We start from the raw sequence: 25143 nt of genomic DNA, 5'->3' as shown, positions 1-25143 counted from the left end.
GGGTACCGGTGGTACGGGTCGTCCCTGGTGGGCTTCGCCCGGATCACCCCCGCTTTCGCAGGGAGATCTCGGGGGCGGGTGCCACGCCGGAGACAGCAGTTGTACTACCCAGAGTACGCGCCTGGGTCACCGCCGGTTCCACAGCCTCGGTGCTCCGGGGCCCGCCGACCAGGGCGCGCCAGGCGTCGCGGCGGGCCTGCCGCACGGTGTCCCGGGCCGAGACGAGCGCGGCCCGGGCGGCCCGGCCGGCCTCGACGGCGACGGCGCGGGCGGGCGCCCAGACGCGGTCGCGGACGAAGTGCCCGACGGGGGTGCACACGTCCCGGTAGAACCAGGCGACGGGCCGCCCGACCAGGTTCCACGCCACCCACTTCACCGCCCTCCCGACGGCCCGGGACACGTACCCCGCGATCCGCCAGCAGACGACGAGCGCGTCCCCGACCTCCCGCCCGACGGGCACGAGCACCCGCCGCCACAGCCAGGAGAGGGGCACGACGATCCCGTACGTGACGACCGGCACGACCAGGTGCCGCCACGGCCACACGAACAGCGCCGTGACGAGACCGCGGCCGAGCGGCGCGAGCACGGAGCCGTACAGCCAGGCGGCCGGCACGACGATCCCGTACCGGACGAGCGGCACCACGACGTACGTCCAGAGCGCGCCGAGCGGCGCGACGACCAGCGTCGCCAGGGCCCAGGAGAGCCCGTGCCCGAGCGGCGTGACGAGATGCCGGTACAGCCAGACGGCGGGAACGGCGATCCCGTACCGGGCGACCGGCACGACCACGTACCTCCACAGCCCCACCCACGGCCACACGAACACCGCCTTGAGCAGCCACGACAGCCCGATGCCGAGCCGCTCGACGATCCACCCGAAGACCACCGCGACACCCGTGAGGAACCAGGCCAGGGCGTGCCCCACGGGCGTGAGCACATGCCGGTACAGCCAGCCGGCCGGAACCCCGACGACCCGCCCGAAGAACCAGGCCAACGCCCGCCCGACGGGCCGCACCATCGTCCGGTCCACGAACCGCGCGCCGACGACGAGGACGTCCCACAGCATCCGCACCGGCACCACGACCACGAGCACCACGACCCGCACCGGGATCCTGATGAACGCCGTCAGACACCCCTCGGGCCCGGGACCGGTCACCGGCTGCGGTTTCTCGATACTCATGCCCGAAATGACGCGACGACCCGGCCCGAGGTTTCCTCCCCGGACCGGGCCGTCACCCGAATGCGTTCCCTACTGCTTGACGACGCTCAGCGGCAGCAGCTTCTTGCCCGTCGGGCCGACCTGGATCTCGGTCTGCATGGCCGGGCAGACGCCGCAGTCGAAGCACGGGGTCCAGCGGCAGTCGTCGACCTCGGTCTCGTCGAGGGCGTCCTGCCAGTCCTCCCAGAGCCAGTCCTTGTCGAGACCGGAGTCCAGGTGGTCCCAGGGCAGGACCTCCTCGTAGGTGCGCTCGCGCGTCGTGTACCAGTCGACGTCGACGCCGTGGGCCGGGAGGGTCTTCGCGGCGCAGTCCATCCAGCGGTCGTACGAGAAGTGCTCGCGCCAGCCGTCGAAGCGGCCGCCGTCCTCGTACACCGCGCGGATGACGTGGCCGACGCGGCGGTCGCCGCGGGAGAGCAGGCCCTCGACGATGCCGGGCTTGCCGTCGTGGTAGCGGAAGCCGATGGAGCGGCCGTACTTCTTGTCGCCGCGGATCTTGTCGCGGAGCTTCTGCAGGCGGGCGTCGGTCTCCTCGGCGGAGAGCTGCGGGGCCCACTGGAAGGGGGTGTGCGGCTTGGGGACGAAGCCGCCGATCGACACCGTGCAGCGGATGTCGTTCTGGCCGGAGACCTCGCGGCCCTTGGCGATCACGTTGACCGCCATGTCGCCGATCTGGAGGACGTCCTCGTCGGTCTCGGTCGGCAGGCCGCACATGAAGTACAGCTTCACCTGGCGCCAGCCGTTGCCGTAGGCCGTCGCGACGGTCCTGATCAGGTCCTCTTCCGAGACCATCTTGTTGATGACCTTGCGCATGCGCTCGGAGCCGCCCTCGGGGGCGAAGGTGAGGCCGGAGCGGCGGCCGTTCCGCGTCAGCTCGTTCGCGAGGTCGACGTTGAAGGCGTCCACGCGGGTCGAGGGGAGGGAGAGGCCGATCTTGTCTTCCTCGTAGCGGTCCGCCAGGCCCTTCGCGATGTCACCGATCTCGGTGTGGTCCGCGGAGGACAGCGAGAGGAGGCCGACCTCCTCGAAGCCGGTCGCCTTGAGACCCTTCTCGACCATCTCGCCGATGCCGGTGATGCTTCGCTCCCGCACGGGGCGCGTGATCATGCCGGCCTGGCAGAAACGGCAGCCGCGGGTGCAGCCGCGGAAGATCTCGACGGACATCCGCTCGTGGACCGTCTCGGCGAGCGGGACCAGCGGCTGCTTGGGGTACGGCCACTCGTCGAGGTCCATGACGGTGTGCTTGGACACGCGCCACGGCACGCCGGAGCGGTTGGGGACGACGCGGCCGATGCGGCCGTCCGGGAGGTACTCGACGTCGTAGAACGCCGGGATGTAGACCGAGCCGGTCTTGGCGAGGCGGAGCAGGACCTCCTCGCGGCCGCCGGGGCGGCCCTCCGCCTTCCAGCGGCGGATGATCTCGGTCATGTCGAGGACGGCCTGCTCGCCGTCGCCGACGATCGCCGCGTCGATGAAGTCCGCGATCGGCTCGGGGTTGAAGGCGGCGTGGCCGCCGGCGAGCACGATCGGGTGGTCGACGGTGCGGTCCTTGGACTCCAGCGGGATGCCCGCGAGGTCGAGGGCCGTGAGCATGTTGGTGTAGCCGAGCTCGGTGGAGAAGCTCAGGCCGAACACGTCGAAGGCGCCGACGGGGCGGTGGCTGTCGACCGTGAACTGCGGCACGTTGTGCTCGCGCATCAGCTCTTCGAGGTCCGGCCACACGCTGTAGGTGCGCTCGGCGAGGACGCCCTCACGCTCGTTGAGTACCTCGTAGAGGATCATGACGCCCTGGTTGGGCAGACCGACCTCGTACGCGTCCGGGTACATCAGAGCCCAGCGGACGTCGGCGGACTCCCACGGCTTGACCGTGGAGTTCAGCTCTCCACCGACGTACTGAATCGGCTTCTGCACGTGCGGGAGCAGAGCTTCGAGCTGCGGGAAGACAGACTCGGCAGCAGACATCTCGAACCTTCGTGAGCTGGCATGGGGCGACTCTCAAGCGTACCCCGGTGCTCAGGGACTCCCGTCCGGCTACAGATCCGCGGTCTCTGCGGCGGCCCAGGCCTCCGGCAGCTCGCGCTCCGTGCGCGCCGCAGCGGCCTCCTCGCGGCCGTACAGCAGCCCCCAGGTGAAGGCGTTCTCACCGGCGCCGTGGGCCTGGACGGCGAGGGCGCGCAGGGCTTCGCGGGCGACGACGCTGTCCTGGTGCTCGCCGAGCAGGCTCTGTACGGCCTTGACGCGGGAGGCCAGCTTCTTGGCGGGCTTGCCGAGGGTGGGGGTGGCGACCTCTGCGGCGTAGCGGGCGCGTTTGGCGGCCTTGCGGGCCTCGTGGAGGGCGAGGTCTCGGTCGTGGCCCGGGTCGAGGCCGAGGGCGTGGTCGACGGCGGCGGAAAGGCGGCCGTGGGCCTTGAGGACGGCTTTCGGCAGGACGTCGGCGGCGGGGCGGCCGGCGCGCTTCCGCAGCGGCGGGTCGGTGAGCAGAGCGTCGAGGGCGTCCAGGAGGGCGAGGTGGCGCGGGGAGTCGAGGGCGGCGAGGCTGCGGCGACGGGCGTCGCCGGAGCGGGCGGCGTCCCAGATGCGCAACCGGTTGCGGAGCGGCCCGAGGAGGAGGGGGCGGGGGGTGTCGTCGAGGTGGCCGCGCAGGCGGGCGACGAGAACCTCCTGGTCGCGGGCGTGGCCGAGTTCGCCGGCGAGCCACTTGAGCTCGTCGCGGACCGGGTCGGTGGCGGTGCGGTCGAGGACCTTGCGGTAGGTCTTGAGGGCGCTGCGCAGGCGTCGGCAGGCGACGCGCATCTGGTGGACCGAGTCGGGTAGATCGCGGCGGACGGCGGGGTCGAGGGCGACGAGGGCGTCCCGCTGCCGGCGCACGTACGCGAGCACGGCGGCCCCGGCGGTGCCGGAGTCGAGGTCGGCCTCTCCAGCGGCGCCTCCTCCGGCGCGGCGGGCGTGCTTGGCGACGCGCTTTCCGTCGGGGTCGTGGACGTCGTCCCGTGCCTGTGCCTCGCCCGAGCGCCGTGCCGCCTTCGCCGCGGCCTTTCCGGCGCGGTCCTTCCCCGCGGTCTCTTCCAGGGCCCTGGCCAGCTTCGAGGGAGCCTCGGAGGGGCGGACGCCCGCCCTCTTCAAGCGCTTCTCGACCGCGTCGAGGACCTTCTGGTCCGCGCCGTCGGCGAGTTCGACCTCGATCTCGGTCCAGTCCGCCGTCGCCCCCTCCCCAGGGCCGAGCCGTTCGGCGTGGACCGTGTCGACGGAGAGTTCGGCGAGCAGCGCGCCGTCCTCGGCCCGCAGGTGGTGGACGGCGCGCGAGGAGCGCAGGCGCACGACCGGAAGCACCTCGCCGTCGCGGACGCGGGAGCGGAGGAGCCCCGCCAGGACACGCGGGAGCGTGTCCGAGAGCGGGGCTCTGATCTCGTCACGGATTCCGGAGGCGACGGGGAACTTCAGGTGCCAGCCGGCGTCGCCGCCGCCCGTGCGGCGCCGCAGGGTGAGTGAGTCCGCGGCGAGCCGCAGGTCGGGGGTGTCGTAGTAGACCGCGTCGAGTTCGTCGACGCCCCGGTCCTCGACGGACGCGACCCCGGCCGCCCGCGTCAGGTCCGGCAGCTCCGTCCGGTCGGTGGCTTCGTACTTCCGCTCGATCTCGCGCTTCGTCTCCGCCATGAATCGAATCTAGACGCAGCGTGAACGGAACGGCAGTACGTCTTGCGCCGTTATGCCGACATCGGGCGCTGCACCCTGATCGACTGCAGGAGTCCGATCGCCACCCACACCGCGAACATCGACGAGCCGCCGTACGAGACGAACGGCAGCGGCAGGCCGGCCACGGGCATGATGCCGAGGTTCATGCCGATGTTCTCGAAGGCCTGGAAGGCGAACCAGGCGATGATCCCGGCCGCGACGATCGTGCCGTACAGCTCGGTCGTCTCCCGCGCGATGCGGCAGGCGCGCCACAGGATCACGCCGAGCAGCACCAGGATCAGCCCGGCGCCGAGGAAGCCGAGTTCCTCGCCGGCGACGGTGTAGATGAAGTCGGTCTGCTGCTCGGGCACGAACTGGCCGCTGGTCTGGTGGCCCTTGAAGAGCCCCGCGCCGTACAGCCCGCCGGAGCCGATCGCGATGCGCGCCTGGTTGGTGTTGTAGCCGACGCCGGCCGGGTCGAGCTCGGGGTTGGCGAACGCGGCGAAGCGGTTGATCTGGTATTCGTCGAGCATCCCGAGCGCGGTGACGAGGACGGCTCCCCCGATGCCCGCGCCGATCAGTCCGAGCACCCAGCGGTTGGACGCCCCGGAGGCGAGCAGGACGCCGAGCACGATGACGCCCATGACCATCACCGAGCCGAGGTCGGGCATCAGCATGACGATGCCCATGGGGAGGCAGGCGAGGCCGAGCGCCTTGGCGACGGTGCCGTGGTCGGGATGGAGCTGGTCGCCCGCGTCGACCTTCGCCGCGAGCAGCATCGCCATGATCAGGATGATCGTGATCTTCACGAACTCGCTGGGCTGGAGCGAGAAGCCGCCGCCGACCACGATCCACGCGTGCGCGCCGTTGATCGTCGCGCCGAGCGGGGTGAGCACGGCGAGGATCAGCACGATGGAGATGCCGTACAGGATCGGCACCGCGCCGCGCAGGGTGCGGTGGCCGAGCCAGATCGTGCCGATCATCAGGCAGAGGCCGATGCCGGTGTTCAGGACGTGCCGGAACAGGAAGTAGTACGGGTCGCCCTGGTTGAGCTCGGTGCGCCCCCGGGTGGCGGACCACACGAGCAGCGAGCCGAGCAGGGACAGGGCGAGGGCGGACAGCAGGATCGGCCAGTCGAGCCGCCGGACGACGGAGTCGCGGGCGGTCAGCTTGGCGAAGGCCCCGCGCTCGGGGGCGTACCGGGAGACGGAGAAGCCGGTGCGTGCGTTCATCGGGTCAGAGCCTCCCGGCCCTCGGCGGGCCCGCGAGCGGCGGGACGCTGGGCTGCGGCTCGGGCGGTGAGGACGGATCCTGGCCGGCGGCCTGCTCACCCTCCGGCTTGACCAGCTGCGCGTCGGGGTCGTACGGCTTGATCACGGGCGCGTCGATGCTGCCGTCGCTCTGGATCCTCGGCAGGGTCTTCTGCGGCTGGGGCAGCAGGGCCCGCTTGAGGTCCTGGTTGCCCTCGTCGTCGAGGCCGTAGAGGGCGTCGTAGATGTTGCGCACGGCGGGGCCGGAGGCGCCGGAGCCGGTGCCACCCTGGGAGATCGTCATGATGATCGTGAACTCGCGGGTGTAGGTGGCGAACCACGAGGTGGTCTGCTTGCCGTAGACCTGGGCGGTGCCGGTCTTGGCGTGCATCGGGATCTTGTCCTGGGGCCAGCCGCCGAACCGCCAGGCGGCGGTGCCGCCCGGCTCGACGACGGACTTCAGGCCCTTGTCGAGGTCGCGGATGGTCTGCGCGTCGACCGGCAGCCGGCCGTGGGCCTTGGGCTTGATCTCCGTGACGTTCTTGCCGTCGGGGCTGATCAGGGCCTTGCCGATGGTGGGGTTGTAGAGGGTGCCGCCGTTGCTGATGGCGGCGTAGGCGGTGGCCAGCTGGATGGGCGTGATGAGCAGGTCGCCCTGTCCGATGGAGAAGTTGATGCTGTCGTAGGCCTTGAGCTGGTTGCCCTCCAGGCAGTTCTCGTAGGAGAGCTGCTGGATGTACGTGCCGCCCTTCTTCCCCTCCTTGCACCAGGCGTCCTTGTTCGCCTCCCAGAAGTTCTGCTTCCACTGGCGGTCGGGGATGCGGCCCTTGACCTCGTTGGGCAGGTCGATGCCGGTCTCGCCGCCGAAGCCGAACTCGTGGGCGGTGCGGTAGAACCAGTCCTTGGCGCCCTTCTTGGGCTTGAGGCCGCCGTCGCGCGACCACTGCTCGTGGCCGAGGCGGTAGAAGACGGTGTTGCAGGAGAACTTGAGGGCGTCGCCGAGGGTGATGGGGCCGTGCCCCTGGGACTCGAAGTTCGCGAAGCTGGTGTTGCCCATGCTGTACGAGGAGGTGCAGGGGTACTTGTCGTAGAAGTCGTGGCCGGCGCGCACGGCGGCGCTGGCGGAGACGACCTTGAAGACGGAGCCGGCCGCGGCCTGGCCCTGGATGGCCCGGTTCAGCAGCGGGTAGTTGGAGCCCTTGCCGGTGAGCGCGGCGTAGTCCTTGCCGGAGATGCCGCCGACCCAGGCGTTCGGGTCGTAGTCGGGCTGCGAGGCCATCGCGACGACGCGGCCGGTCTTGGACTCCATGACGACGACGGCGCCCGCGTCGGCCTCGTACTTGCGGCCGGTGATCTTGTCCGTCTCGTTCCGGACGGTCTTCATCGCCGCGGCGAGTTCGTACTCGGCGACCGCCTGGACCCGGGCGTCGATGCTGGTGACGAGCGTGGAGCCGGGCACGCCCGGGTCGGACTCGGTCTGGCCCATGACCCGGCCGAGGTTGTCGACCTCGTAGCGGGTCACGCCGGCCTTGCCGCGCAGCGCCGTGTCGTACGTGCGCTCGATGCCGGAGCGGCCGACCTGGTCGGAGCGGAGGAACGGCGAGTCGCCGTCCTTGGCCTTCTCGATCTCCTCGTCGGTGACGGGCGAGAGGTAGCCGAGGACCTGAGAGGTGCGGGCCTTGCCGGGCGCCGGGTAGCGGCGTACGGCGGCGAGTTCGGCGGTGATGCCGGGGAAGTCCTCGGAGGCCTCCCGGATCGTCAGGGCCTGCTGCGTGGTGGCCTCGTCGGTGACGGGGATCGGCTGGTAGGGCGAGCCGTTCCAGCAGGGCTTGGGGGTCTTGGAGTCGCAGAGCCGGATCTTGTTGATGACGTCCTGGGGCTTCATGCCGAGGACGCCGGCGAGCCGGGTGAGGACGGCCTTGCCGTCGTCCTTCATCTTCAGCAGCTCGGTGCGCGAGGCGGAGACCACGAGCCGGGTCTCGTTGTCGGCGAGCGGGACTCCGCGGGCGTCCAGGATGGTGCCGCGGACGGCGGGCTGGACGACCTGCTGGACGTGGTTGCCCTTGGCCTCCGCCGTGTACTCCTTGCCGTTGCGGATCTGGAGGTACCAGAGCCGCCCGCCGAGCGTGAGCAGGAGGGAGAAGACCAGGACCTGGATGATGACGAGCCGGATCTGGACCCGCTGGGTCCGCCCGGTCTCCGGAATGTTGCTCATGCTGCCGCTGCCCCCTCGGTCACAGTCGCTTGACTCCCTTGATGCGTCCGGCCCGTGTGGCGCGGCTGCGGGCGGCCTTCACGCGCAGGCCGCTGCGCTGGGCGCCGATCCGCAGTCCGGTGCCGGAGGAGAGCCATCCGGAGGAGACGTCTCCGGCGCTGCTCGTCTCGGCGAGCGGGTCGTTGTCGACGCGTCGGGCGAGGGCCATGATCAGCGGCACGGTGAAGGGGGCCAGCAGCAGGTCGTACAGGGCCGCGGTGAACAGCAGGAAGCCGAGGCCGACATGGCGGGCGGCGGTGTCGCCGACGAGGGCGCCGACGCCCGCGTACAGCAGGGTCGTGCCGACGGCGGCGGCGACGACCACGGCCATCGGGCCGGAGGCGGATCTGAGCTGGCCCTTCTCGGGCCGGAAGAGCCCGGCGACGTAGCCGATGACGCAGAGCACGAGGGCGTAGCGGCCCACGGCGTGGTCGGCGGGCGGTGCCAGGTCGGCGAGCAGGCCCGCGCCGAAGCCGATGAGGGCGCCGCTGACGTGGCCGTACACGAGCGCGAGGGCGACGACGGTGAGCAGCACCAGGTCGGGGACCGCGCCGGGGAGTTGGAGGCGGGCGAGGACGGAGACCTGGACGACGAGGGCCACGACGACGAGCGCCGCGGAGAGCAGGATCCGGTTGATCTTCATGAGTGGGTCCCCCTACCGCTCGGTCTGTCCGTCGGTCGGCTGCTGTCCTTGCGGCTGCTGTCCCTGCTGCTCCTGACCGGGCGGCGGCGGGGTGACCGTGACGGTGACGGTCGGTACGGGCCTGGGCTTGGCGGGCTTGGGCGGCAGCACCATGTCGCGCGGGTCCGTGCGCGGGGCCTGGACGACGACGCCGACGATGTCCAGCTTGGTGAAGCCGACGTACGGGCGGATGTAGACGTTGCGCGTCAGGCCGCCGCCCATGGGGTCGACGCGGACGATCTCGCCGACCGGGACACCGGGGACGAACGGCTTGGAGCCGTGCGAGCCGAAGGTGACGAGCCGGTCGCCGGGCTTGACCTTCGCCTTGCCGTTGAGCAGTTGGACGAGCAGCGGGCCGTTGCCCTGGCCGGTGGCGAAGCCGAGTTCGCTGGTCTTCTCCAGGCGGGTGCCGACGGTGAAGTCCGGGTCGTTGGCGAGCAGCACGGTCGCGGTGGACGGGCCGACGGTGGTGACCCGGCCGACGAGTCCGGCGCCGTTGAGCACGGTCATGTCGCGCTTGATGCCGTCGTCGGCACCGGCGTCGATGGTGACGGTCCAGGAGAAGCCCTGCGCGGCTCCTATGGCGATGACCTCGGCGGCCTTGATGCCGTACTGGCCGGCTCCGGCCTTCTTGAGCATCCCGTCGAGTTCGGCGACCCGGCTGCGGTTGCGGTCGTCGCTGCCGAGCTTGGCCTTGAGGGCGGCGTTCTCGTGCTCCAGGGCGGCGATCCGGGTGTGCCGCTCGCCGGAGTCGCGTACCGCTCCTATGGCGTTGCCGACCGGGTCGACGGCTGCCGCGACGCCGTTCTCGATCGGCCCGAAGGCCGCGGCGGCGGCCCGCCGGGCGCCGTCCACCGGTGACTCCTCGCCGCCGCGGATGTCCACCGTGATCAGTGCGAACGCGATGACGACCAGCAGTACCAGGAGTAGCCGGCTCTCTCGTGTGTCCCTCACGTGCGGCGGCCGTGCCTTTCCTCTTGGTTCGATTGGTACAAGCAGTTGGTACGGGTTCGTGCCGTTATATCAACGATCGGCTGTACGAGGGTTCTTGCCACCCGTACAGCCGATCGGCGGTGATGTGTCGCCGAGTCGTTATCGGCGCGGCTGGGCGTCGAGGACCTGCTGCAGGGCCTCGAACTCCTCCACGCACTTGCCGGATCCGAGCGCCACCGAGTCCAGCGGGTCCTCGGCGATGTGGATCGGCATGCCGGTCTCGCGGCGGAGCCGCTCGTCCAGGCCGCGCAGCAGGGCGCCGCCACCCGTGAGAACGATGCCGCGGTCCATCACGTCACCGGAGAGCTCGGGCGGGCACTTGTCGAGCGTGGTCTTCACCGCGTCGACGATGGCGTTGACCGGCTCCTCGATGGCCTTGCGGACCTCGGCGGCCGAGATGACCACGGTCTTGGGCAGGCCGGAGACCAGGTCGCGGCCGCGGATCTCGGTGTGTTCGTCCTTGTCGAGGTCGTAGGCGGAGCCGATGGTGATCTTGATCTGCTCGGCGGTGCGCTCACCGAGGAGGAGCGAGTACTCCTTCTTGATGTGCTGGATGATCGCGTTGTCCAGCTCGTCGCCGGCCACCCGGATGGACTGTGCCGTGACGATTCCGCCGAGGGAGATGACGGCGACCTCGGTGGTGCCGCCGCCGATGTCCACGACCATGTTGCCGGTGGCCTCGTGGACCGGGAGGCCCGAGCCGATGGCCGCGGCCATGGGCTCCTCGATGATGTGCACCTGGCGGGCGCCGGCCTGGGTCGAGGCCTCGATGACGGCGCGGCGCTCGACTCCGGTGATGCCGCTGGGGACGCAGACGACGACACGCGGGCGGGCCAGGTAGCGGCGCTTGTGGATCTTGAGGATGAAGTAGCGGAGCATGCGCTCGGTGATCTCGAAGTCGGCGATCACACCGTCCTTGAGCGGGCGCACGGCGACGATGTTGCCGGGGGTGCGCCCGATCATCTTCTTCGCCTCGGAGCCGACGGCCAGGATGCCGCCGGTGTTCGTGTTGATGGCGACGACCGAGGGCTCGTTCAGGACGATGCCACGACCCCTGACGTACACCAGCGTGTTGGCGGTCCCGAGGTCGACAGCCATGTCACGGCCGATGAACGACATAGAGTTCCCCTTGTTTCCCATGAGGATGCGTCGGGCCTTCCCAATAAGAGCGTTGACGGCTTCTCAGGTCGGCGAGGTGGTGGTGCCGCATGTGCGGTGGCGTGGAGGTTTCCATCGTAGTGCCGCCCACGGGAGTACCGCGCGGTGGACCACCTCTGTATAGCTGACGAGATGACGCAGCGAACCGTTCCCGGTTCTTCAGTTCATATGCCTGGGGGCGACCGAATTCCTTCGGTCGCCCCCAGAGCGTTGCTGCGATCGGCTGATACCGGGTCAGGATCGGTCAGACGAGACCCGGGAAGAAAATCTTCAGTTCTCGCATGGCGGACTCCTCGGAGTCCGAGGCGTGGATCAGGTTCTCCCGGACGATCGTGCCGAAGTCGCCCCGGATGGAGCCGGGGGCGGCGGCGATCGGGTCGGTCGGGCCGGCGAGGGTGCGCAGACCCTCGATCACGCGCTCGCCCTCGACCACCATGACGACGACCGGGCCGGACTGCATGAAGCCCATCAGCGGCTCGTAGAACGGCTTGCCCTTGTGCTCGCCGTAGTGCTGCTCCAGCGTGTCCTGGTCCAGCTCGCGCAGCTCCAGGGCCGCGATGGTCCAGCCCGCCTTGCGCTCGATGCGGCCGATGATCTCGCCGATCAGGCCACGGCGGACGGCGTCGGGCTTGAGCAGGACGAGCGATCGCTGGCTCACGGGGGGAACTCCTTCACGTGCGGTGTGCGGGTCTCCGAGGCTACAGGGCCCGGAGCCCCCGCCATCACGCAGCGTCAGGCCCTGCCGAGGCCTGGGCGGCCGCCCAGCGCGCCTTCACGTCGTCGATCCGCCGCCCGTAGTGCACCGAGGCCCACCACAGTCCCGCGAACACGGCGCCCAGGAAGAACATCACCGGCAGCACGAACCCGCTGGCGATCAGCGCGATCTGGAGCGCCCAGCCGAGCTGCACCCCGCCCGGACGGGTGATCATCCCGCACAGCAGCACGGACAGCAGCATCGCGATCCCGCACACGGTCCAGACCGTGGACATCGCCAGCGTGTCGTCCTTCATGGCGACGAGACCGGCGAAACCGATCACGAAGAACTCGCCGATCAGCGTGGAGGCACAGAGGGTACGCAACGGATTCAGCCCTTCCCGAGGAGCAGTCGGGCCTCGCCGACCGTGAACACGGAGCCGGTCACGAGCACGCCGGCACCCGCGTACTCGCCCTCCTCCTCCGCCAGCGTGATCGCCGCCTCGATCGCGTCGTCCAGACGGGGCTCGACCACCACCCGCTCGTCGCCGAAGACCTCCACGGCGATCGCCGCGAGCGCGTCGGCGTCCATCGCGCGGTGCGTGGAGTTCGCCGTCACCACGATCTCCGCGAAGATCGGCTCGAAGGCCTCGAGGAGGCCCTTCACGTCCTTCTCCGCGCTGGTCGCGACCACACCGATGAGCCGCGAGAAGCCGAAGGACTCCGAGACGCCCTCCGCGGCCGCCGCCGCGCCCGCCGGGTTGTGCGCCGCGTCCAGGATCACCGTCGGCGACTTGCGCACGACCTCCAGGCGGCCCGGCGAGGCGACCGAGGCGAAGGCCCGGCGGACCGTGTCCACGTCCAGCGTGCGGGCGTGCTGCGCGCCGATCCCGAAGAACGCCTCCACCGCCGCCAGCGCGACCGCCGCGTTGTGCGCCTGGTGCGCGCCGTACAGCGGCAGGAACAGGTTGTCGTACTCGCCGCCGAGGCCGCGCAGGGTCAGCAGCTGGCCGCCGACCGCGACCTCGCGGGAGACGATCCCGAACTCCATGCCCTCGCGGGCCACCGTCGCGTCCACCTCGACGGCCTTCTTCAGCAGCACCTGCGCCGCGTCCACCGGCTGCTGCGCCAGGATGACCGTCGCGTCCTGCTTGATCACGCCGGACTTCTCGGCGGCGATCTCGGCCGGCGTGGAGCCCAGCCGGTCGGTGTGGTCGAGCGAGATCGGGGTGACCACGGCCACCGAGCCGTCGATCACGTTCGTCGCGTCCCACGTGCCGCCCATGCCGACCTCGACCACCGCGGCGTCCACCGGCGCGTCCGCGAAGGCCGCGTACGCCATGGCGGTGAGCACCTCGAAGAAGGAGAGCCGGTACTCCTGCTGGGTGTCGACCATCTCCACGTACGGCTTGACGTCCTCGTACGTCTCGATGAAGCGCTCGGCCGAGATCGGCGCGCCGTCCAGGCTGATCCGCTCGGTGATCGACTGGACGTGCGGCGAGGTGTAGCGGCCGGTGCGCAGCTCGAAGGCCGACAGCAGCGCCTCAATCATGCGGGCCGTGGACGTCTTGCCGTTGGTGCCCGTGATGTGGATCGAGGGGTACGCCCGCTGCGGCTCGCCCAGTACGTCCATCAGCGCCGCGATCCGCGTCACCGACGGGTCCAGCTTCGTCTCGCCCCAACGGGTGGCGAGTTCGGTCTCCACCGCACGCAACGCCTTGTCGACCTCGGGGTCGAGGGGACGCGCGGGGACGGCGTCGGCCTGCGGCGGTCCGGCCTGGGCGCGCAGGGTGCGGCTGCCGGCCTCGATCACCGCCAGGTCGGGATCACGGTCTGTTTCGGCGTCGATGATCTCGTCGAAGTCATCGGACTCGTCGCGGGGCTGCTCACTCACGGGCCCAGTCTACGGAGGAGTGCCGACAGCGCCGTGGACGCACCCCTTTCGGGACGTTCGCCGCATCCCGGCGGAATGCGAGAGGGGCCGGAACCGTACCGGTCCCGACCCCTCTCACCTGCGCTTACGCCTGGGGCAGGCGGTCCAGCTGCGCCTTGATGCGGGCGATGTCCTCGTCCGCCTTGGCGAGCCGGGTACGGATCTTGTCGACCACGTTGTCCGGCGCCTTGGCCAGGAAGGCCTCGTTGCCGAGCTTGCCGTTGGCCTGCGCCTTCTCCTTCTCGGCGGCGGCCAGGTCCTTCGCGAGCCGCTTGCGCTCGGCGGCCACGTCGATGGTGCCGGACAGGTCGAGGGAGACCGTCGCGCCGCCGACCGGCAGGGAGGCGGTGGCGGAGAAGCCCTCGCCCTCCGGCTGGAGGCGCAGCAGCTGGCGGATGGCGGCCTCGTGCGGGGCGAGCGCCGTGCCGGCCAGGTCCAGGCGGGCCGGGACCTTCTGGCCGGGCTGCAGGCCCTGGTCGGCGCGGAACCGGCGGACCTCGGTGACGACCTGCTGGAGGTTCTCGATCTCCGCCTCGGCCGTGTCGTCGCGGAAGCCGCTGTCGGCGGGCCACTCGGCGATCACGACGGACTCGCGACCGGTGAGGGTGGTCCACAGGGCGTCGGTGACGAACGGGACGATCGGGTGCAGCAGGCGCAGCATGACGTCCAGGACCTCGCCGAGGACCCGGCCGGAGACCTTGGCCTGCTCGCCGCCGGCGAAGAACGTGGTCTTCGACAGCTCGACGTACCAGTCGAAGACCTCGTCCCAGGCGAAGTGGTACAGCGCGTCGCTGAGCTTCGCGAACTGGTAGTCCTCGTAGAGGGCGTCGACCTGGGCGACCGTCTTGTTGAGACGGGACAGGATCCACCGGTCGGTCGCGGACAGCTGCTCGACCGGGGGCAGCTCGCCCTCGATCGTGGCGCCGTTCATCAGCGCGAAGCGGGTCGCGTTCCAGATCTTGTTGGCGAAGTTCCGGGACGCCTTGACCCAGTCCTCGCCGATCGGGACGTCGACGCCCGGGTTGGCGCCGCCGGCCAGGGTGAAGCGGACGGCGTCGGAGCCGTACTCGTCCATCCAGTCCAGCGGGTTGACCACGTTGCCGAAGGACTTCGACATCTTCTTGCCGTTCTGGTCACGGACCATGCCGTGCAGGGCGATGGTGTGGAACGGCGGGGTGCCGTCCATCGCGTAGAGGCCGAACATCATCATCCGGGCGACCCAGAAGAAGAGGATGTCGTAGCCGGTGACCAGGACGGAGTTCGGGTAGAACTTCGCGAGGCTGTCGGTCTGCTCGGGCCAGCCCAGCGTGGAGAACGGCCACAGGCCGGACGAGAACCAGGTGTCCAGGACGTCCGTGTCCTGGTGCCAGCCCTCGCCGCTCGGCGGCTGCTCGTCCGGTCCGACGCAGACGACCTCGCCGTTCGGGCCGTACCAGACCGGGATGCGGTGGCCCCACCAGAGCTGGCGCGAGATGCACCAGTCGTGCAGGTTGTCGACCCAGTCGAAGTACCGCTTCTCCATCTCCTGCGGGTGGATCTTGACCTTGCCGTCGCGGACCGCGTCACCGGCGGCCTTCGCGAGCGGGGCGACCTTGACCCACCACTGCATGGACAGGCGCGGCTCGATGGTGGTCTTGCAGCGCGAGCAGTGGCCGACGGAGTGGACGTACGGACGCTTCTCGGCGACGATCCGGCCCTCGGCGCGCAGCGCGGCGACGATGGCGGAGCGGGCCTCCAGGCGGTCCAGGCCCTGGAAGGGGCCGTGGGCGGTGATGACGGCGCGCTCGTCCATGACGGCGAGGTTCGGCAGGCCGTGGCGCTGGCCGATCTCGAAGTCGTTCGGGTCGTGCGCCGGGGTCACCTTGACGGCGCCGGTGCCGAACTCGGGGTCGACGTGCGTGTCCGCGACGACCGGGATGCGGCGGCCGGTCAGCGGCAGCTCGATCTCGGTGCCGACGAGGTGCTTGTAGCGCTCGTCGTCCGGGTGGACGGCGACGGCGGTGTCGCCGAGCATCGTCTCGGCGCGGGTGGTGGCGACGACGATCTCCGCGTCCCCGGAGCCGTACCGGATGGAGACGAGCTCGCCGTCGTCGTCCTGGTACTCGACCTCGATGTCCGAGATCGCCGTGAGACAGCGCGGGCACCAGTTGATGATGCGCTCGGCGCGGTAGATCAGCTCGTCGTCGTAGAGCTTCTTGAAGATGGTCTGGACGGCCTGCGACAGGCCCTCGTCCATGGTGAAGCGCTCACGCGACCAGGCGACGCCGTCGCCGAGCCGGCGCATCTGGCCGGAGATCTGACCGCCGGACTCGGCCTTCCACTGCCAGACGCGCTCGACGAACGCCTCGCGCCCCAGGTCGTGACGGGACTTGCCCTCCTTGGCGAGCTCGCGCTCGACGACGTTCTGGGTGGCGATGCCGGCGTGGTCCATGCCCGGCTGCCACAGCGTCTCGTAGCCCTGCATCCGCTTGCGGCGGGTGAGGATGTCGATCAGCGTGTGCTCGAAGGCGTGGCCCAGGTGGAGCGAGCCGGTGACGTTCGGCGGCGGGATGACGATCGTGTACGGCGGCTTCTCGCTGTTCTCGTCCGCCTCGAAGTAACCGCGCTCTACCCAGCGCTCGTACAGCTTCCCCTCTACTTCGGCCGGCGCGTACTGGGTCGGCAGTTCGGGGTTGGCTGCTGGCTGCTGCTGAGTGTTCTCGGTCACGGGGCCAGTTTAGAGGTGTCCCGGGCCCGCCTGAAACGCGATTGTTCCGTAACGGTGTGCCCCCCGGCGCCCTCGCAGGTCACCGCTTCCGTCAGGATGTTCGGCAGGCATAAACATCCTGTGAGGGGAACCCCTTAATGAGCTACAACCAGCCGGGACCGTACGGTGGTCAGCCGCAGCAGCCCGGACCGTACGGACAGCCGGGCCCCTACGGTCAGCAGCCGCAGGCCCCCCAGCCCGGCTACGGGTATCCGCAGCAGGCGCCGCAGCCGGGTTACGGCTATCCGCAGGGCGGCGTCCCGCCGCAGCAGCCCTATGGGCAGCCCGGTCCCTACGGGCAGCCGCAGCAGCCCGGGCCGTACGGTCAGCAGCCGCAGCAGCAGTACGGGCAGGGCCCGGGCTTCCCGCCGCCGGCTCCACCGAAGAAGAAGACCGGCCTGGTCATCGGTCTGGTCGTGGTGCTCGCCGCGGTCGGCGTGGGCGGGTACTTCCTGCTCGGCGACGGTGGTGGCGGCCTCGGTGGCGGCAGCGTGAGTGACGACACCAAGGGCTACAAGATCGCGGCCCCGGAGACCGTCGGCGAGTACAAGAAGACGCCGGGCACCGCCGACAAGCCGCTCGACGCGACGCAGAAGGCGAAGGCCACGGCGCTCGGCATCAACAACCCGGCCCAGACCGTCGCCCAGTACAAGACCGACACCGCGCCCATGAAGGGCAAGCAGCTGACGCTCAGCGGCCTGTACGGCGACATCGCCGACCCCGAGAAGGCGCTGGACAACTACTTCGCGAGCATCGGCAAGAACACCGAGCAGCAGGAGGCCGGTCTCAAGATCGAGCCCGTCGGCACGGCGGAGACGGTGACGCCCTCCGGGTTCGAGGGCGCGCTCATGAAGTGCCAGATGGTCAAGATGAGCAGCACCAAGCCGACGGGCAACCCGGCCGGCGGCCCGAGCGAGCTGCAGATCCCGACCTGCGCGTGGGCGGACTACTCCACGCTCGGCGCGGTCAACGTCATCGACCTGGCGACCATGATGACCGGCCAGTCGTCCGTGCAGCAGGCCGAGGTGGCCGACCTGGCGGCGAAGCTGTACGCGACGGCCCGCACCAAGGCCTGATCCACGGGATCAACACGCAGGGGCGCCCGGCCGGTTGGAGGATCCGGCCGGGCGCCCCTGCGTATGTCCCGTGCGGTTACGCGCTCTTCTCGTGCCGGCCGTCGTTCTTGACGATCCGAGGCACCAGCGTCGGGTTGACGTTGTTGTGCACGACGTCGGCGGTGATGACCACGCGGGCCACGTCCTTGCGGGACGGGACCTCGTACATCACCGACATCAGGACCTCTTCCATGATGGCCCGCAGCCCGCGCGCGCCGGTGCCGCGCAGGATCGCCTGGTCGGCGATGGCCTCCAGGGCCGGGCGGTCGAAGTCCAGCTCCACGCCGTCGAGTTCGAAGAGCCGCTGGTACTGCTTGACCAGCGCGTTGCGCGGCTCGACGAGGATCTTGAGCAGGGCCTCGCGGTCGAGGTTGTGGACCGAGGTGATGACCGGGAGACGGCCGATGAACTCGGGGATCATCCCGAACTTCACCAGGTCCTCGGGCATGACCTCCTGGAACTGGTCGCTCGCCTCGATCTCGCGCTTGGAGCGGATGGTCGCGCCGAAGCCGATGCCCTTGGCGCCGGCCCGCGACTCGATGATCTTCTCCAGGCCGGCGAAGGCGCCGCCCACGATGAAGAGCACGTTCGTCGTGTCGATCTGGATGAACTCCTGGTGCGGGTGCTTCCGCCCGCCCTGCGGCGGCACGGAGGCGGTGGTGCCCTCCAGGATCTTCAGCAGCGCCTGCTGGACGCCCTCGCCCGACACGTCGCGCGTGATGGAGGGGTTTTCACTCTTCCGCGCGACCTTGTCGATCTCGTCGATGTAGATGATCCCGGTCTCGGCCTTCTTGACGTCGTAGTCGGCCGCCTGGATCAGCTTCAGCAGGATGTTCTCGACGTCCTCGCCGACATAGCCCGCCTCCGTCAGCGCCGTCGCGTCGGCGATGGCGAACGGGACGTTGAGCATGCGCGCGAGCGTCTGGGCCAGCAGCGTCTTGCCGGAGCCCGTGGGGCCCAGCAACAGGATGTTGGACTTCGCCAGTTCGATGGCGTCGTCCCGGCCCTGCGCGCCGCCGTTCTCGCCGGCCTGGACGCGCTTGTAGTGGTTGTACACCGCGACGGAGAGGGCCTTCTTCGCGGGCTCCTGCCCGACGACGTACCCCTCCAGGAACTCGTAGATCTCGCGGGGCTTGGGGAGTTCCTCCCACCGCACCTCGCTCGTCTCGGCGAGCTCCTCTTCGATGATCTCGTTGCAGAGGTCGATGCACTCGTCGCAGATGTACACACCGGGGCCTGCGATGAGCTTCTTCACCTGCTTCTGGCTCTTTCCGCAGAACGAGCACTTGAGCAGGTCGCCGCCATCACCGATGCGTGCCACGAGGTGCTTCCCCTTCGCCTGGGAGCGGCTTGGTTCAGCCGACTCCTGGTGCCTCATATCCGACGGTACCTTGCCGGGCCCCCCGTTCGGGCCCCCCTTGGCACGGTTCACATCGAAGCGGTACTTCTGAGGAACCGTGCCAGGGGAAGGTCGAGCGTCAGGCTGCCGCGGCGGCCGTGCTCTTGCGGGTCGAGACGATCTGGTCGATCAGGCCGTACGCGAGCGCGTCCTCGGCCGTAAGGATCTTGTCACGCTCGATGTCGTCGCGGATCTTCTCGATCGGCGTCGACGAGTGCTTCGCCAGCATCTCCTCGAGCTGGCTGCGCATGCGCAGGATCTCGTTGGCCGCGATCTCCAGGTCGGAGAGCTGCTCGCGGCCGGTGCCACCGGAGGGCTGGTGGATCAGTACACGGGCGTTCGGCAGGGCCATCCGCTTGCCGGGGGTGCCGGCGGCGAGCAGCACGGCCGCGGCGGAGGCCGCCTGGCCCATGCAGACCGTCTGGATGTCCGGCTTCACGAACTGCATCGTGTCGTAGATGGCGGTGAGCGCCGTGAACGAGCCGCCGGGGCTGTTGATGTAGATCGAGATGTCGCGGTCCGGGTCCATCGACTCCAGGCACAGCAGCTGCGCCATGACGTCGTTGGCGGAGGCGTCGTCGATCTGCACGCCGAGGAAGATCACACGCTCCTCGAAGAGCTTCGCGTACGGGTCGTACTCGCGCACGCCCTGCGAGGTGCGCTCGACGAAGCGCGGGACGACGTACCGGTTGTCCATCGGCGCGCCGGTGTAGAGACCGCTCGGGGAGAGGTTGTTCTGCATCTGGATGTTCACCGTCCTGGTGGCGTTCGGCGGGGGCTGGGGCTCTTCGGCGGCTGCCGGGCTCAGGCGCCCGTGCCGCCGCCGCCGGGAACGCCCGCGGCGTGGGTGATGATGTCGTCGATGAGGCCGTAGTTCTTGGCCTCCTCCGCGGTGAACCAGCGGTCGCGGTCACCGTCGCGGATGATCGTCTCGACGGTCTGACCGGAGTGGAGCGCGGTGATCTCGGCCATGCGCTTCTTCGTCCGCAGAAGGTACTCGGCCTGGATCTTGATGTCCGAGGCGGTGCCGCCGATGCCGGCGGAGCCCTGGTGCATCAGGACGTCGGTGTTCGGGAGCGCGAAGCGCTTGCCGGCGGTGCCGCCGGTGAGCAGGAACTGGCCCATCGAGGCGGCCATGCCCATGCCGATGGTGACGACGTCGTTGGGGATGTACTGCATGGTGTCGTAGATGGCCATGCCGGCCGTCACGGAGCCACCGGGGCTGTTGATGTAGAGGTAGATGTCCTTCTCCGGGTCGGCGGCCAGGAGGAGCATCTGTGCGGTGATCTTGTTGGCGATCTCGTCGTCGACCTGCTGGCCGAGGAAGATGATCCGCTCGCCGAGCAGCCGGTTGTAGACATGGTCGCCGAGGCCGCCACCGATGGACGGCTCACCCGCGGCGTAAGGCTTCAGATTCGTCACGTATCCACCTGCTCGTCTCCGACGGCGCACGTTGCCGTCTCAGCGTCTCGTTCGGAGGGCACTGCCCTCGTATTCATGGACCCTAACGCCCAGGTAGGACAACGCCATCCCGGTTCCCGAACTGTTCGCTCGGAGCGCAAGGTGCCGGGGCCCGTTTGCGGGACGGGGAAGGGCCCGGACGCGCGTGCGTCCGGGCCCTTCCTGTCACCGGCCGACGAGGCGGCCGGCGGCGGGCTTACTTGGCCTCGGCCTCGGCGTCACCGTCGACGGCGGCCTCGACGACCTCGGCGGCCTCCTCGACCTCGTCCTCGTCGTCGGAGAGGTCGACGACCTCACCCTTGGTGTCGAGGACCTTGGCGGCCTCCACGACGACCGCGAGGGCCTTGCCGCGGGCGACCTCGCCGACGAGCATCGGCACCTGGCCGCCCTCGACGACGGCCTGGGCGAACTGGTCCGGGCTCATGCCGGAGGAGGCGGCGCGGCGCAGCAGGTGCTCGGTGAGCTCCTCCTGGCTGACGTTGAGCTTCTCCTTGTTGACGAGCTCATCCAGGATGAACTGCGTCTTGATGCCCTTCTCGGCCTGCTCGCGGGTCTCCGCGGTGAACTCCTCCTCGGTCTTGCCCTGGATCTCCAGGAACTTCTCGAGGGTGAGGCCCATCTGGCCGAGCTGGTGGTGCTCCAGGTTGTGCTTGCGGGTGTTGATCTCGTCCTCGAGAAGCTTCTCGGGCATCGGGACCTCGACCAGCTTGATGAGCTCGTCGAGGACGCGCTCCTGGGCCTGGGTGGCCTGGTCGAACTGCTTCTGGTTCTCGAGGCGCTTGCGGGCGTCGGCCTTCAGCTCGTCGAGGGTGTCGAACTCCGACGCGAGCTGCGCGAAGTCGTCGTCGAGCGCGGGGACCTCGCGGGCGGCGACGGCGGTGACCTTGACGGTGACCTCCGCGTCCTTGCCCTCGGCGGAGCCGCCCTTCAGCTGCGAGGTGAAGGTGGCCTCGCCGTCGGCCTCCAGGCCGGTGACGGCCTCGTCGATGCCGTCGAGCAGCTCGCCCGAGCCGATGGTGTACGAGACGCCCTGCGCGACACCGTCGGGCAGCACCTCGCCGTCGACCTTGGCCTCCAGGTCGATGGTGACGACGTCACCCTCGGCGGCGGCGCGCTCGACCGGGGAGGTGGAGGCGAAGCGCTCGCGGAGCTGCTCGACCGACTTCTCGATGTCCTCGTCGGTGACCTCGACGGCGTCGACGGTGACCTCGATGCCGGAGTAGTCCGGGATCTCGATGGTCGGGCGGATGTCGACCTCGGCGGTGAAGGCCAGCAGCTCGCCGTCCTTCAGCTCGGTGATGTCGACCTCGGGCTGGCCGAGCGGGTTGACCTCGGCCTCGTTCACGGCCTCGGTGTAGAACTTCGGAAGCGCGTCGTTGACGGCCTCCTCCAGCACAGCCCCGCGGCCGAACCGCTGGTCGATCACGCGAGCCGGGATCTTGCCCTTGCGGAAGCCCTTGACCGTGACCTGCTGGTTGATCTTCTTGTACGCCGCGTCGAGGCTGTCCTTGAGCTCCTCGAAGGGCACCTCGACAGTGAGCCGAACCCGGGTCGGGTTCAGGGTCTCCACGGCGCTCTTCACGGTTCGGTCTCCTTGGTGGCTGATTCTGGGATGCGGTCGGCTCCGCGGTGGCGGTTCCGGCCGATCGGCCCGGTCAGAGAGACACACGGGCACGTAGCCTGCATAGTAACCGCAAGCCGGATGCGCCCCACAATGCGATCTTGCCCCGCACGGTGATCACAAGGTGAGCTGCGGCGATGCAGATGGTCGGGGTGGCGGGATTTGAACCCACGGCCTTCCGCTCCCAAAGCGGACGCGCTACCAAGCTGCGCCACACCCCGTCGGTGCGACACGTAGGGTACATGCCCGAGGACACTGCGACGCCCCCTCCGAAAGGGGCGTGCGGCCACCGCTCCGGACCCGCTAGGATGCACACCGTGCCGCGGACCTCGTGACCTGCGGCGCGACGCATGCGGGCGTAGCTCAATGGTAGAGCCCTAGTCTTCCAAACTAGCTACGCGGGTTCGATTCCCGTCGCCCGCTCCACTCGGCTCAGGGCCGGGCGGGAGGTTCGTCCTCCGGCCCGGCCCTGATGCGTTGCGGTGGCCGGTCCGCCGCGGGGCGTGAGAATGGACGGAGCGACTCTTCGTACTGTCCGCGGGATCGGAGACCGGTATGTCGGACCTCAAGTTCGAGCAGAAGCGCGCGCTGTCCCGGGTCGAGGCGGCCGATCAGCTGGAGGCGCTCGCGACGGCGCTGCGCGAGGGCGGGGAGGCCGAGTTCGAGCTCGCCCCCGTGACCCTGAGCATGAAGATCCCCGACGAGCTCCGCAGCGAGATCGAGGTCGAGGTCGGCGACGGCGAGATCGAGCTGGAGATCGAGTTCAAGTGGTCGATCGAGCCCGGCTCGTCGACCACCGCGGCGGCCCCGGCGGCGGCGCCGCCGAAGGCGGCCACCGGCCGGGGCAGGGCCACGAAGCGCTCCGCGGCGAAGAAGTCCTAGAACTTGATCGAGTTGATCGTCTGCGCTATCGAGTCGAGGAAGCGCTGGATGTCGTCCGCCATGCCCGTGGAGGCGAGGAAGAAGCCGAAGAGCGCGGCCACGACGGCGGGGCCGGCCTTCAGAGATCCGCCACGGACCAGTACGACGAGGACGATGCCCAAAAGAAGCACCACAGACAGTGAAAGGACCACAACTGATCACACCCCTGGTCGGTCCGCCTAGCCGGCCGGGGGACACACGAATCACGCGCCCCCGCTCCCCCCATCGTGCCACCAACCACGGCCCGTTGGTTCCCCGGTGACGAATCGTCGCCGTACGGATCGGGCCACTTCGGCGACATCTGGGCGCCGGAGCACGGGAATTAGGCTTGATCGTTCCGTTCGAGGCCGAGGAGCGCCCTCATCCGCGCGTACTTCTCGGTCAGCCGGAGGCGGGTCGCCTCGTCGAGGACCGCGAGCCGGACCGGGTCGGCGTTGTGGGCGAGGTCGGACTCCTTGACCAGGAGGGCGCCGGGCGTCGCGAGGATCCGGGCGGCGTACGACTCCGGGGGCTCGCCGGGGCGTTTGGTGAGGGCGAGGACCATGTCCTTGACGGAGCGCGGGAGTCTGGCCCGCTCGAGCCGGTCGGCGGAGAGCGCATCGTCCTCCACCGCGTCGTGCAGCCAGGCCGCGGCGATCTGCTCGTCGCTGCCGCCCCGGGCCCGTACGCCGTCGGCGACCGCCCGGAGGTGCTCGGTGTACGGGCGTCCGGCCTTGTCGGTCTGGCCCTCGTGGGCCGCGCGGGCGAGGGCCTCGACGGCGGCGAGCGTCAGGTGGGGCGGCGTGGTCATGGCATCAGGCCTGTCGGGAGATCAGCAGGAGCGCGCGGTCGTCGTTCACGTCCTTGGCGCAGGCCTCGATCAGGTGCCAGGCCGCGCCCTCGAAGCCGGAGGCGACGTACCGGTCGGCCTCGCCGGTGAGCCGGTCGATGCCCTCGGCGATGTCGCGGTCGGCGGCCTCCACCAGGCCGTCGGTGAAGAGCATCAGCACGTCGCCGGGGCGCAGCGAGCCCTTGACCGGGTGGAACTCGGCGCCGTCGTACACGCCGAGAAGCGGGCCCTCGGCGGCCTTCTCCTCCCAGCGGCCGCTGCCCGCGTGCAGCTGGAGGGCGGGCAGGTGGCCGGCCGAGAGGAGTTCGTAGTCGCCGGACTCCAGGTCGAGGACGAGGTGGATGGAGGTCGCGAAGCCCTCGTCCCAGTCCTGGCGCAGCAGGTAGCCGTTGGCGGCGGGCAGGAAGCCGTGCGGGGGCAGCGAGCCGAGCAGGCCGCCGAAGGCGCCGGAGAGCAGCAGGGCGCGGGAGCCCGCGTCCATGCCCTTGCCGGAGACGTCGGTGAGCAGGACCTCGAGGGTCCGGCCGCCGTTGGTGCGGGCGGCGACGACGAAGTCGCCGGAGAAGGACTGGCCGCCGGCCGGGCGGAGCGCCATCTCGCGGTGCCAGCCCTTGGGCAGCCGGGGCAGGGCGCTCTGCACCCGGATGCGTTCGCGCAGGTCGAAGAGCATGGTGCCGCCGCGCCGCCAGGGCACGCCGACGCGGGCCCTGAACTGGGCGATGAGCAGGCCGAACAGTCCGCACGCGGCCACCACCAGGACGGTGCCGGGCGTGACGGCGACGCCGGAGCGCGGGTACGGGCCGAGCACCAGCGACTCGATGATCAGCGCGCCGGCGGCGGCCGCGTACAGGCCGAGCAGGCTGGCGGGCCGCAGCAGCAGTCCGCCGGCCACGATCGGCAGCACGAGGGCGGCGGGCGCGCACCACACCGGGTTGACGAGCGTGCCGCAGGTGATCGCCGGGATCATCAGCAGCAGCCCGGCGAACGCCACCCAGTCGGAGCCTTCGCCGCGGAAGTAGTCGACCCCGGACCGGCGCAGGCCGATACGGGCCCGGTGTGCGCCCTTGCGCAGCCGGGCCACGTGCGAATCCACTCCCGCGCGACTTCCCATTGGCCTGGACCCTATCCACCCGATCGGACCTCGTGCAGGGGGACCCCGGAGACATTGCGCGCGAAATCGGGTCGCCCGGGGCGGCGGGC

Annotated in this window: 21 protein-coding genes and 2 tRNA genes; 3 read left to right on the top strand and 20 right to left on the bottom strand. The window is 70.0% G+C overall.

Annotated elements, in window-relative coordinates; genetic code table 11:
* Positions 1-43 precede the first annotated feature (43 nt).
* The 12 genes from R2D22_RS24615 to R2D22_RS24560 all read right to left on the bottom strand — a co-directional run bounded on the left by R2D22_RS24615 (position 44) and on the right by R2D22_RS24560 (position 16558).
* The gene (locus tag R2D22_RS24615) at positions 44-1177 is read right to left on the bottom strand and encodes a hypothetical protein (RefSeq protein WP_318106838.1); all 1134 of its coding nucleotides are present in this window, start codon (positions 1175-1177) and stop codon (positions 44-46) included.
* 69 nt (positions 1178-1246) lie between these two features.
* Positions 1247-3178: a TIGR03960 family B12-binding radical SAM protein gene (locus R2D22_RS24610; protein WP_318106837.1), complete on the bottom strand. Its 1932-nt coding sequence runs from the start codon at positions 3176-3178 to the stop codon at positions 1247-1249.
* Between the two features lie 69 nt (positions 3179-3247).
* Positions 3248-4870 carry a CYTH and CHAD domain-containing protein gene (locus R2D22_RS24605; protein WP_318106836.1) on the bottom strand — a complete coding sequence of 541 codons (1623 nt, stop codon included), beginning with the start codon at positions 4868-4870 and terminating at the stop codon, positions 3248-3250.
* A 50-nt stretch (positions 4871-4920) separates the two neighbouring features.
* Entirely contained in the window at positions 4921-6120 is a 1200-nt protein-coding gene (gene rodA, locus R2D22_RS24600; RefSeq protein ID WP_318106835.1) for a rod shape-determining protein RodA, read from the bottom strand.
* A 4-nt stretch (positions 6121-6124) separates the two neighbouring features.
* Positions 6125-8353 (bottom strand): penicillin-binding protein 2, encoded by a 2229-nt coding sequence (gene mrdA, locus R2D22_RS24595; RefSeq protein ID WP_318106834.1) that lies wholly within the window; start codon positions 8351-8353, stop codon positions 6125-6127.
* A gap of 19 nt (positions 8354-8372) precedes the next feature.
* On the bottom strand, positions 8373-9035 hold the full coding sequence (gene mreD / locus R2D22_RS24590; protein ID WP_318106833.1) for a rod shape-determining protein MreD: 663 nt from the start codon (positions 9033-9035) through the stop codon (positions 8373-8375).
* A 12-nt stretch (positions 9036-9047) separates the two neighbouring features.
* Entirely contained in the window at positions 9048-10028 is a 981-nt protein-coding gene (gene mreC / locus R2D22_RS24585) for a rod shape-determining protein MreC (protein ID WP_318106832.1), read from the bottom strand.
* Positions 10029-10166: 138 nt separating this feature from the next.
* Positions 10167-11186 carry a rod shape-determining protein gene (locus R2D22_RS24580; protein ID WP_033201091.1) on the bottom strand — a complete coding sequence of 340 codons (1020 nt, stop codon included), beginning with the start codon at positions 11184-11186 and terminating at the stop codon, positions 10167-10169.
* A gap of 283 nt (positions 11187-11469) precedes the next feature.
* The gene (gene ndk / locus R2D22_RS24575) at positions 11470-11883 is read right to left on the bottom strand and encodes a nucleoside-diphosphate kinase (RefSeq protein WP_318106831.1); all 414 of its coding nucleotides are present in this window, start codon (positions 11881-11883) and stop codon (positions 11470-11472) included.
* Between the two features lie 64 nt (positions 11884-11947).
* Entirely contained in the window at positions 11948-12304 is a 357-nt protein-coding gene (locus tag R2D22_RS24570) for a DUF4233 domain-containing protein (RefSeq protein WP_318106830.1), read from the bottom strand.
* Positions 12305-12309: 5 nt separating this feature from the next.
* Positions 12310-13812: a bifunctional tetrahydrofolate synthase/dihydrofolate synthase gene (folC, locus tag R2D22_RS24565; RefSeq protein WP_318106829.1), complete on the bottom strand. Its 1503-nt coding sequence runs from the start codon at positions 13810-13812 to the stop codon at positions 12310-12312.
* A 124-nt stretch (positions 13813-13936) separates the two neighbouring features.
* Positions 13937-16558, bottom strand: a complete 2622-nt coding sequence (locus tag R2D22_RS24560) for a valine--tRNA ligase (RefSeq protein WP_318106828.1) — start codon at positions 16556-16558, stop codon at positions 13937-13939.
* Between the two features lie 137 nt (positions 16559-16695).
* Between R2D22_RS24560 and R2D22_RS24555 the strand changes: the two genes are divergently transcribed.
* The gene (locus R2D22_RS24555; RefSeq protein WP_318106827.1) at positions 16696-17673 is read left to right on the top strand and encodes a hypothetical protein; all 978 of its coding nucleotides are present in this window, start codon (positions 16696-16698) and stop codon (positions 17671-17673) included.
* A 76-nt stretch (positions 17674-17749) separates the two neighbouring features.
* Here R2D22_RS24555 and clpX read toward each other — a convergent pair whose 3' ends face one another.
* The 5 genes from clpX to R2D22_RS24530 form a co-directional block, all read right to left on the bottom strand.
* Complete coding sequence (gene clpX, locus R2D22_RS24550) at positions 17750-19033, bottom strand: ATP-dependent Clp protease ATP-binding subunit ClpX (RefSeq protein WP_318106826.1); 1284 nt, start codon at positions 19031-19033, stop codon at positions 17750-17752.
* A 157-nt stretch (positions 19034-19190) separates the two neighbouring features.
* Positions 19191-19853: an ATP-dependent Clp protease proteolytic subunit gene (locus R2D22_RS24545; protein ID WP_189801817.1), complete on the bottom strand. Its 663-nt coding sequence runs from the start codon at positions 19851-19853 to the stop codon at positions 19191-19193.
* Between the two features lie 62 nt (positions 19854-19915).
* A complete protein-coding gene (locus R2D22_RS24540; RefSeq protein WP_318106825.1) occupies positions 19916-20533 on the bottom strand; it encodes an ATP-dependent Clp protease proteolytic subunit in 618 nt (205 codons plus the stop codon).
* 235 nt (positions 20534-20768) lie between these two features.
* Positions 20769-22154 (bottom strand): trigger factor, encoded by a 1386-nt coding sequence (gene tig, locus R2D22_RS24535; protein WP_318106824.1) that lies wholly within the window; start codon positions 22152-22154, stop codon positions 20769-20771.
* 183 nt (positions 22155-22337) lie between these two features.
* Positions 22338-22414 (bottom strand) — tRNA-Pro (locus R2D22_RS24530).
* A gap of 131 nt (positions 22415-22545) precedes the next feature.
* Here R2D22_RS24530 and R2D22_RS24525 point away from each other — a divergent pair.
* Both R2D22_RS24525 and R2D22_RS24520 read left to right on the top strand, forming a co-directional pair.
* A tRNA-Gly gene (locus tag R2D22_RS24525) sits at positions 22546-22619 on the top strand.
* Positions 22620-22748: 129 nt separating this feature from the next.
* Complete coding sequence (locus tag R2D22_RS24520; protein WP_318106823.1) at positions 22749-23075, top strand: amphi-Trp domain-containing protein; 327 nt, start codon at positions 22749-22751, stop codon at positions 23073-23075.
* On the opposite strand, the gene R2D22_RS24515 is transcribed toward R2D22_RS24520, so the two are convergent.
* The 3 genes from R2D22_RS24515 to R2D22_RS24505 all read right to left on the bottom strand — a co-directional run bounded on the left by R2D22_RS24515 (position 23072) and on the right by R2D22_RS24505 (position 25054).
* Entirely contained in the window at positions 23072-23266 is a 195-nt protein-coding gene (locus tag R2D22_RS24515; RefSeq protein WP_318106822.1) for a hypothetical protein, read from the bottom strand. The two genes, R2D22_RS24520 and R2D22_RS24515, sit on opposite strands and share 4 nt — an antisense overlap.
* Before the next feature lie 170 nt (positions 23267-23436).
* Positions 23437-23904: an HD domain-containing protein gene (locus R2D22_RS24510; RefSeq protein ID WP_318106821.1), complete on the bottom strand. Its 468-nt coding sequence runs from the start codon at positions 23902-23904 to the stop codon at positions 23437-23439.
* Positions 23905-23908: 4 nt separating this feature from the next.
* Positions 23909-25054 carry a SpoIIE family protein phosphatase gene (locus tag R2D22_RS24505; protein WP_318106820.1) on the bottom strand — a complete coding sequence of 382 codons (1146 nt, stop codon included), beginning with the start codon at positions 25052-25054 and terminating at the stop codon, positions 23909-23911.
* Positions 25055-25143 lie beyond the last annotated feature (89 nt).

It is taken from the genome of Streptomyces sp. HUAS YS2, assembly GCF_033343995.1.
Taxonomy (GTDB): domain Bacteria; phylum Actinomycetota; class Actinomycetes; order Streptomycetales; family Streptomycetaceae; genus Streptomyces; species Streptomyces solicathayae.
The sequence above is the reverse complement of the archived record's forward strand: the minus strand, read 5'-3'. Positions and strand labels throughout refer to the sequence as shown.

Excerpts from the sequence above, each read along its gene's own strand:
- R2D22_RS24615 (WP_318106838.1), bottom strand. The coding sequence starts at position 1,177 with ATGAGTATCGAGAAACCGCAGCCGGTGACCGGTCCCGGGCCCGAGGGG.
- R2D22_RS24610 (WP_318106837.1), bottom strand. The coding sequence starts at position 3,178 with ATGTCTGCTGCCGAGTCTGTCTTCCCGCAGCTCGAAGCTCTGCTCCCG.
- R2D22_RS24605 (WP_318106836.1), bottom strand. The coding sequence starts at position 4,870 with ATGGCGGAGACGAAGCGCGAGATCGAGCGGAAGTACGAAGCCACCGAC.
- rodA (WP_318106835.1), bottom strand. The coding sequence starts at position 6,120 with ATGAACGCACGCACCGGCTTCTCCGTCTCCCGGTACGCCCCCGAGCGC.
- mrdA (WP_318106834.1), bottom strand. The coding sequence starts at position 8,353 with ATGAGCAACATTCCGGAGACCGGGCGGACCCAGCGGGTCCAGATCCGG.
- mreD (WP_318106833.1), bottom strand. The coding sequence starts at position 9,035 with ATGAAGATCAACCGGATCCTGCTCTCCGCGGCGCTCGTCGTCGTGGCC.
- R2D22_RS24580 (WP_033201091.1), bottom strand. The coding sequence starts at position 11,186 with ATGTCGTTCATCGGCCGTGACATGGCTGTCGACCTCGGGACCGCCAAC.
- R2D22_RS24555 (WP_318106827.1), top strand. The coding sequence starts at position 16,696 with ATGAGCTACAACCAGCCGGGACCGTACGGTGGTCAGCCGCAGCAGCCC.
- R2D22_RS24545 (WP_189801817.1), bottom strand. The coding sequence starts at position 19,853 with ATGCAGAACAACCTCTCCCCGAGCGGTCTCTACACCGGCGCGCCGATG.
- R2D22_RS24520 (WP_318106823.1), top strand. The coding sequence starts at position 22,749 with ATGTCGGACCTCAAGTTCGAGCAGAAGCGCGCGCTGTCCCGGGTCGAG.
- R2D22_RS24510 (WP_318106821.1), bottom strand. The coding sequence starts at position 23,904 with ATGACCACGCCGCCCCACCTGACGCTCGCCGCCGTCGAGGCCCTCGCC.
- R2D22_RS24505 (WP_318106820.1), bottom strand. The coding sequence starts at position 25,054 with ATGGGAAGTCGCGCGGGAGTGGATTCGCACGTGGCCCGGCTGCGCAAG.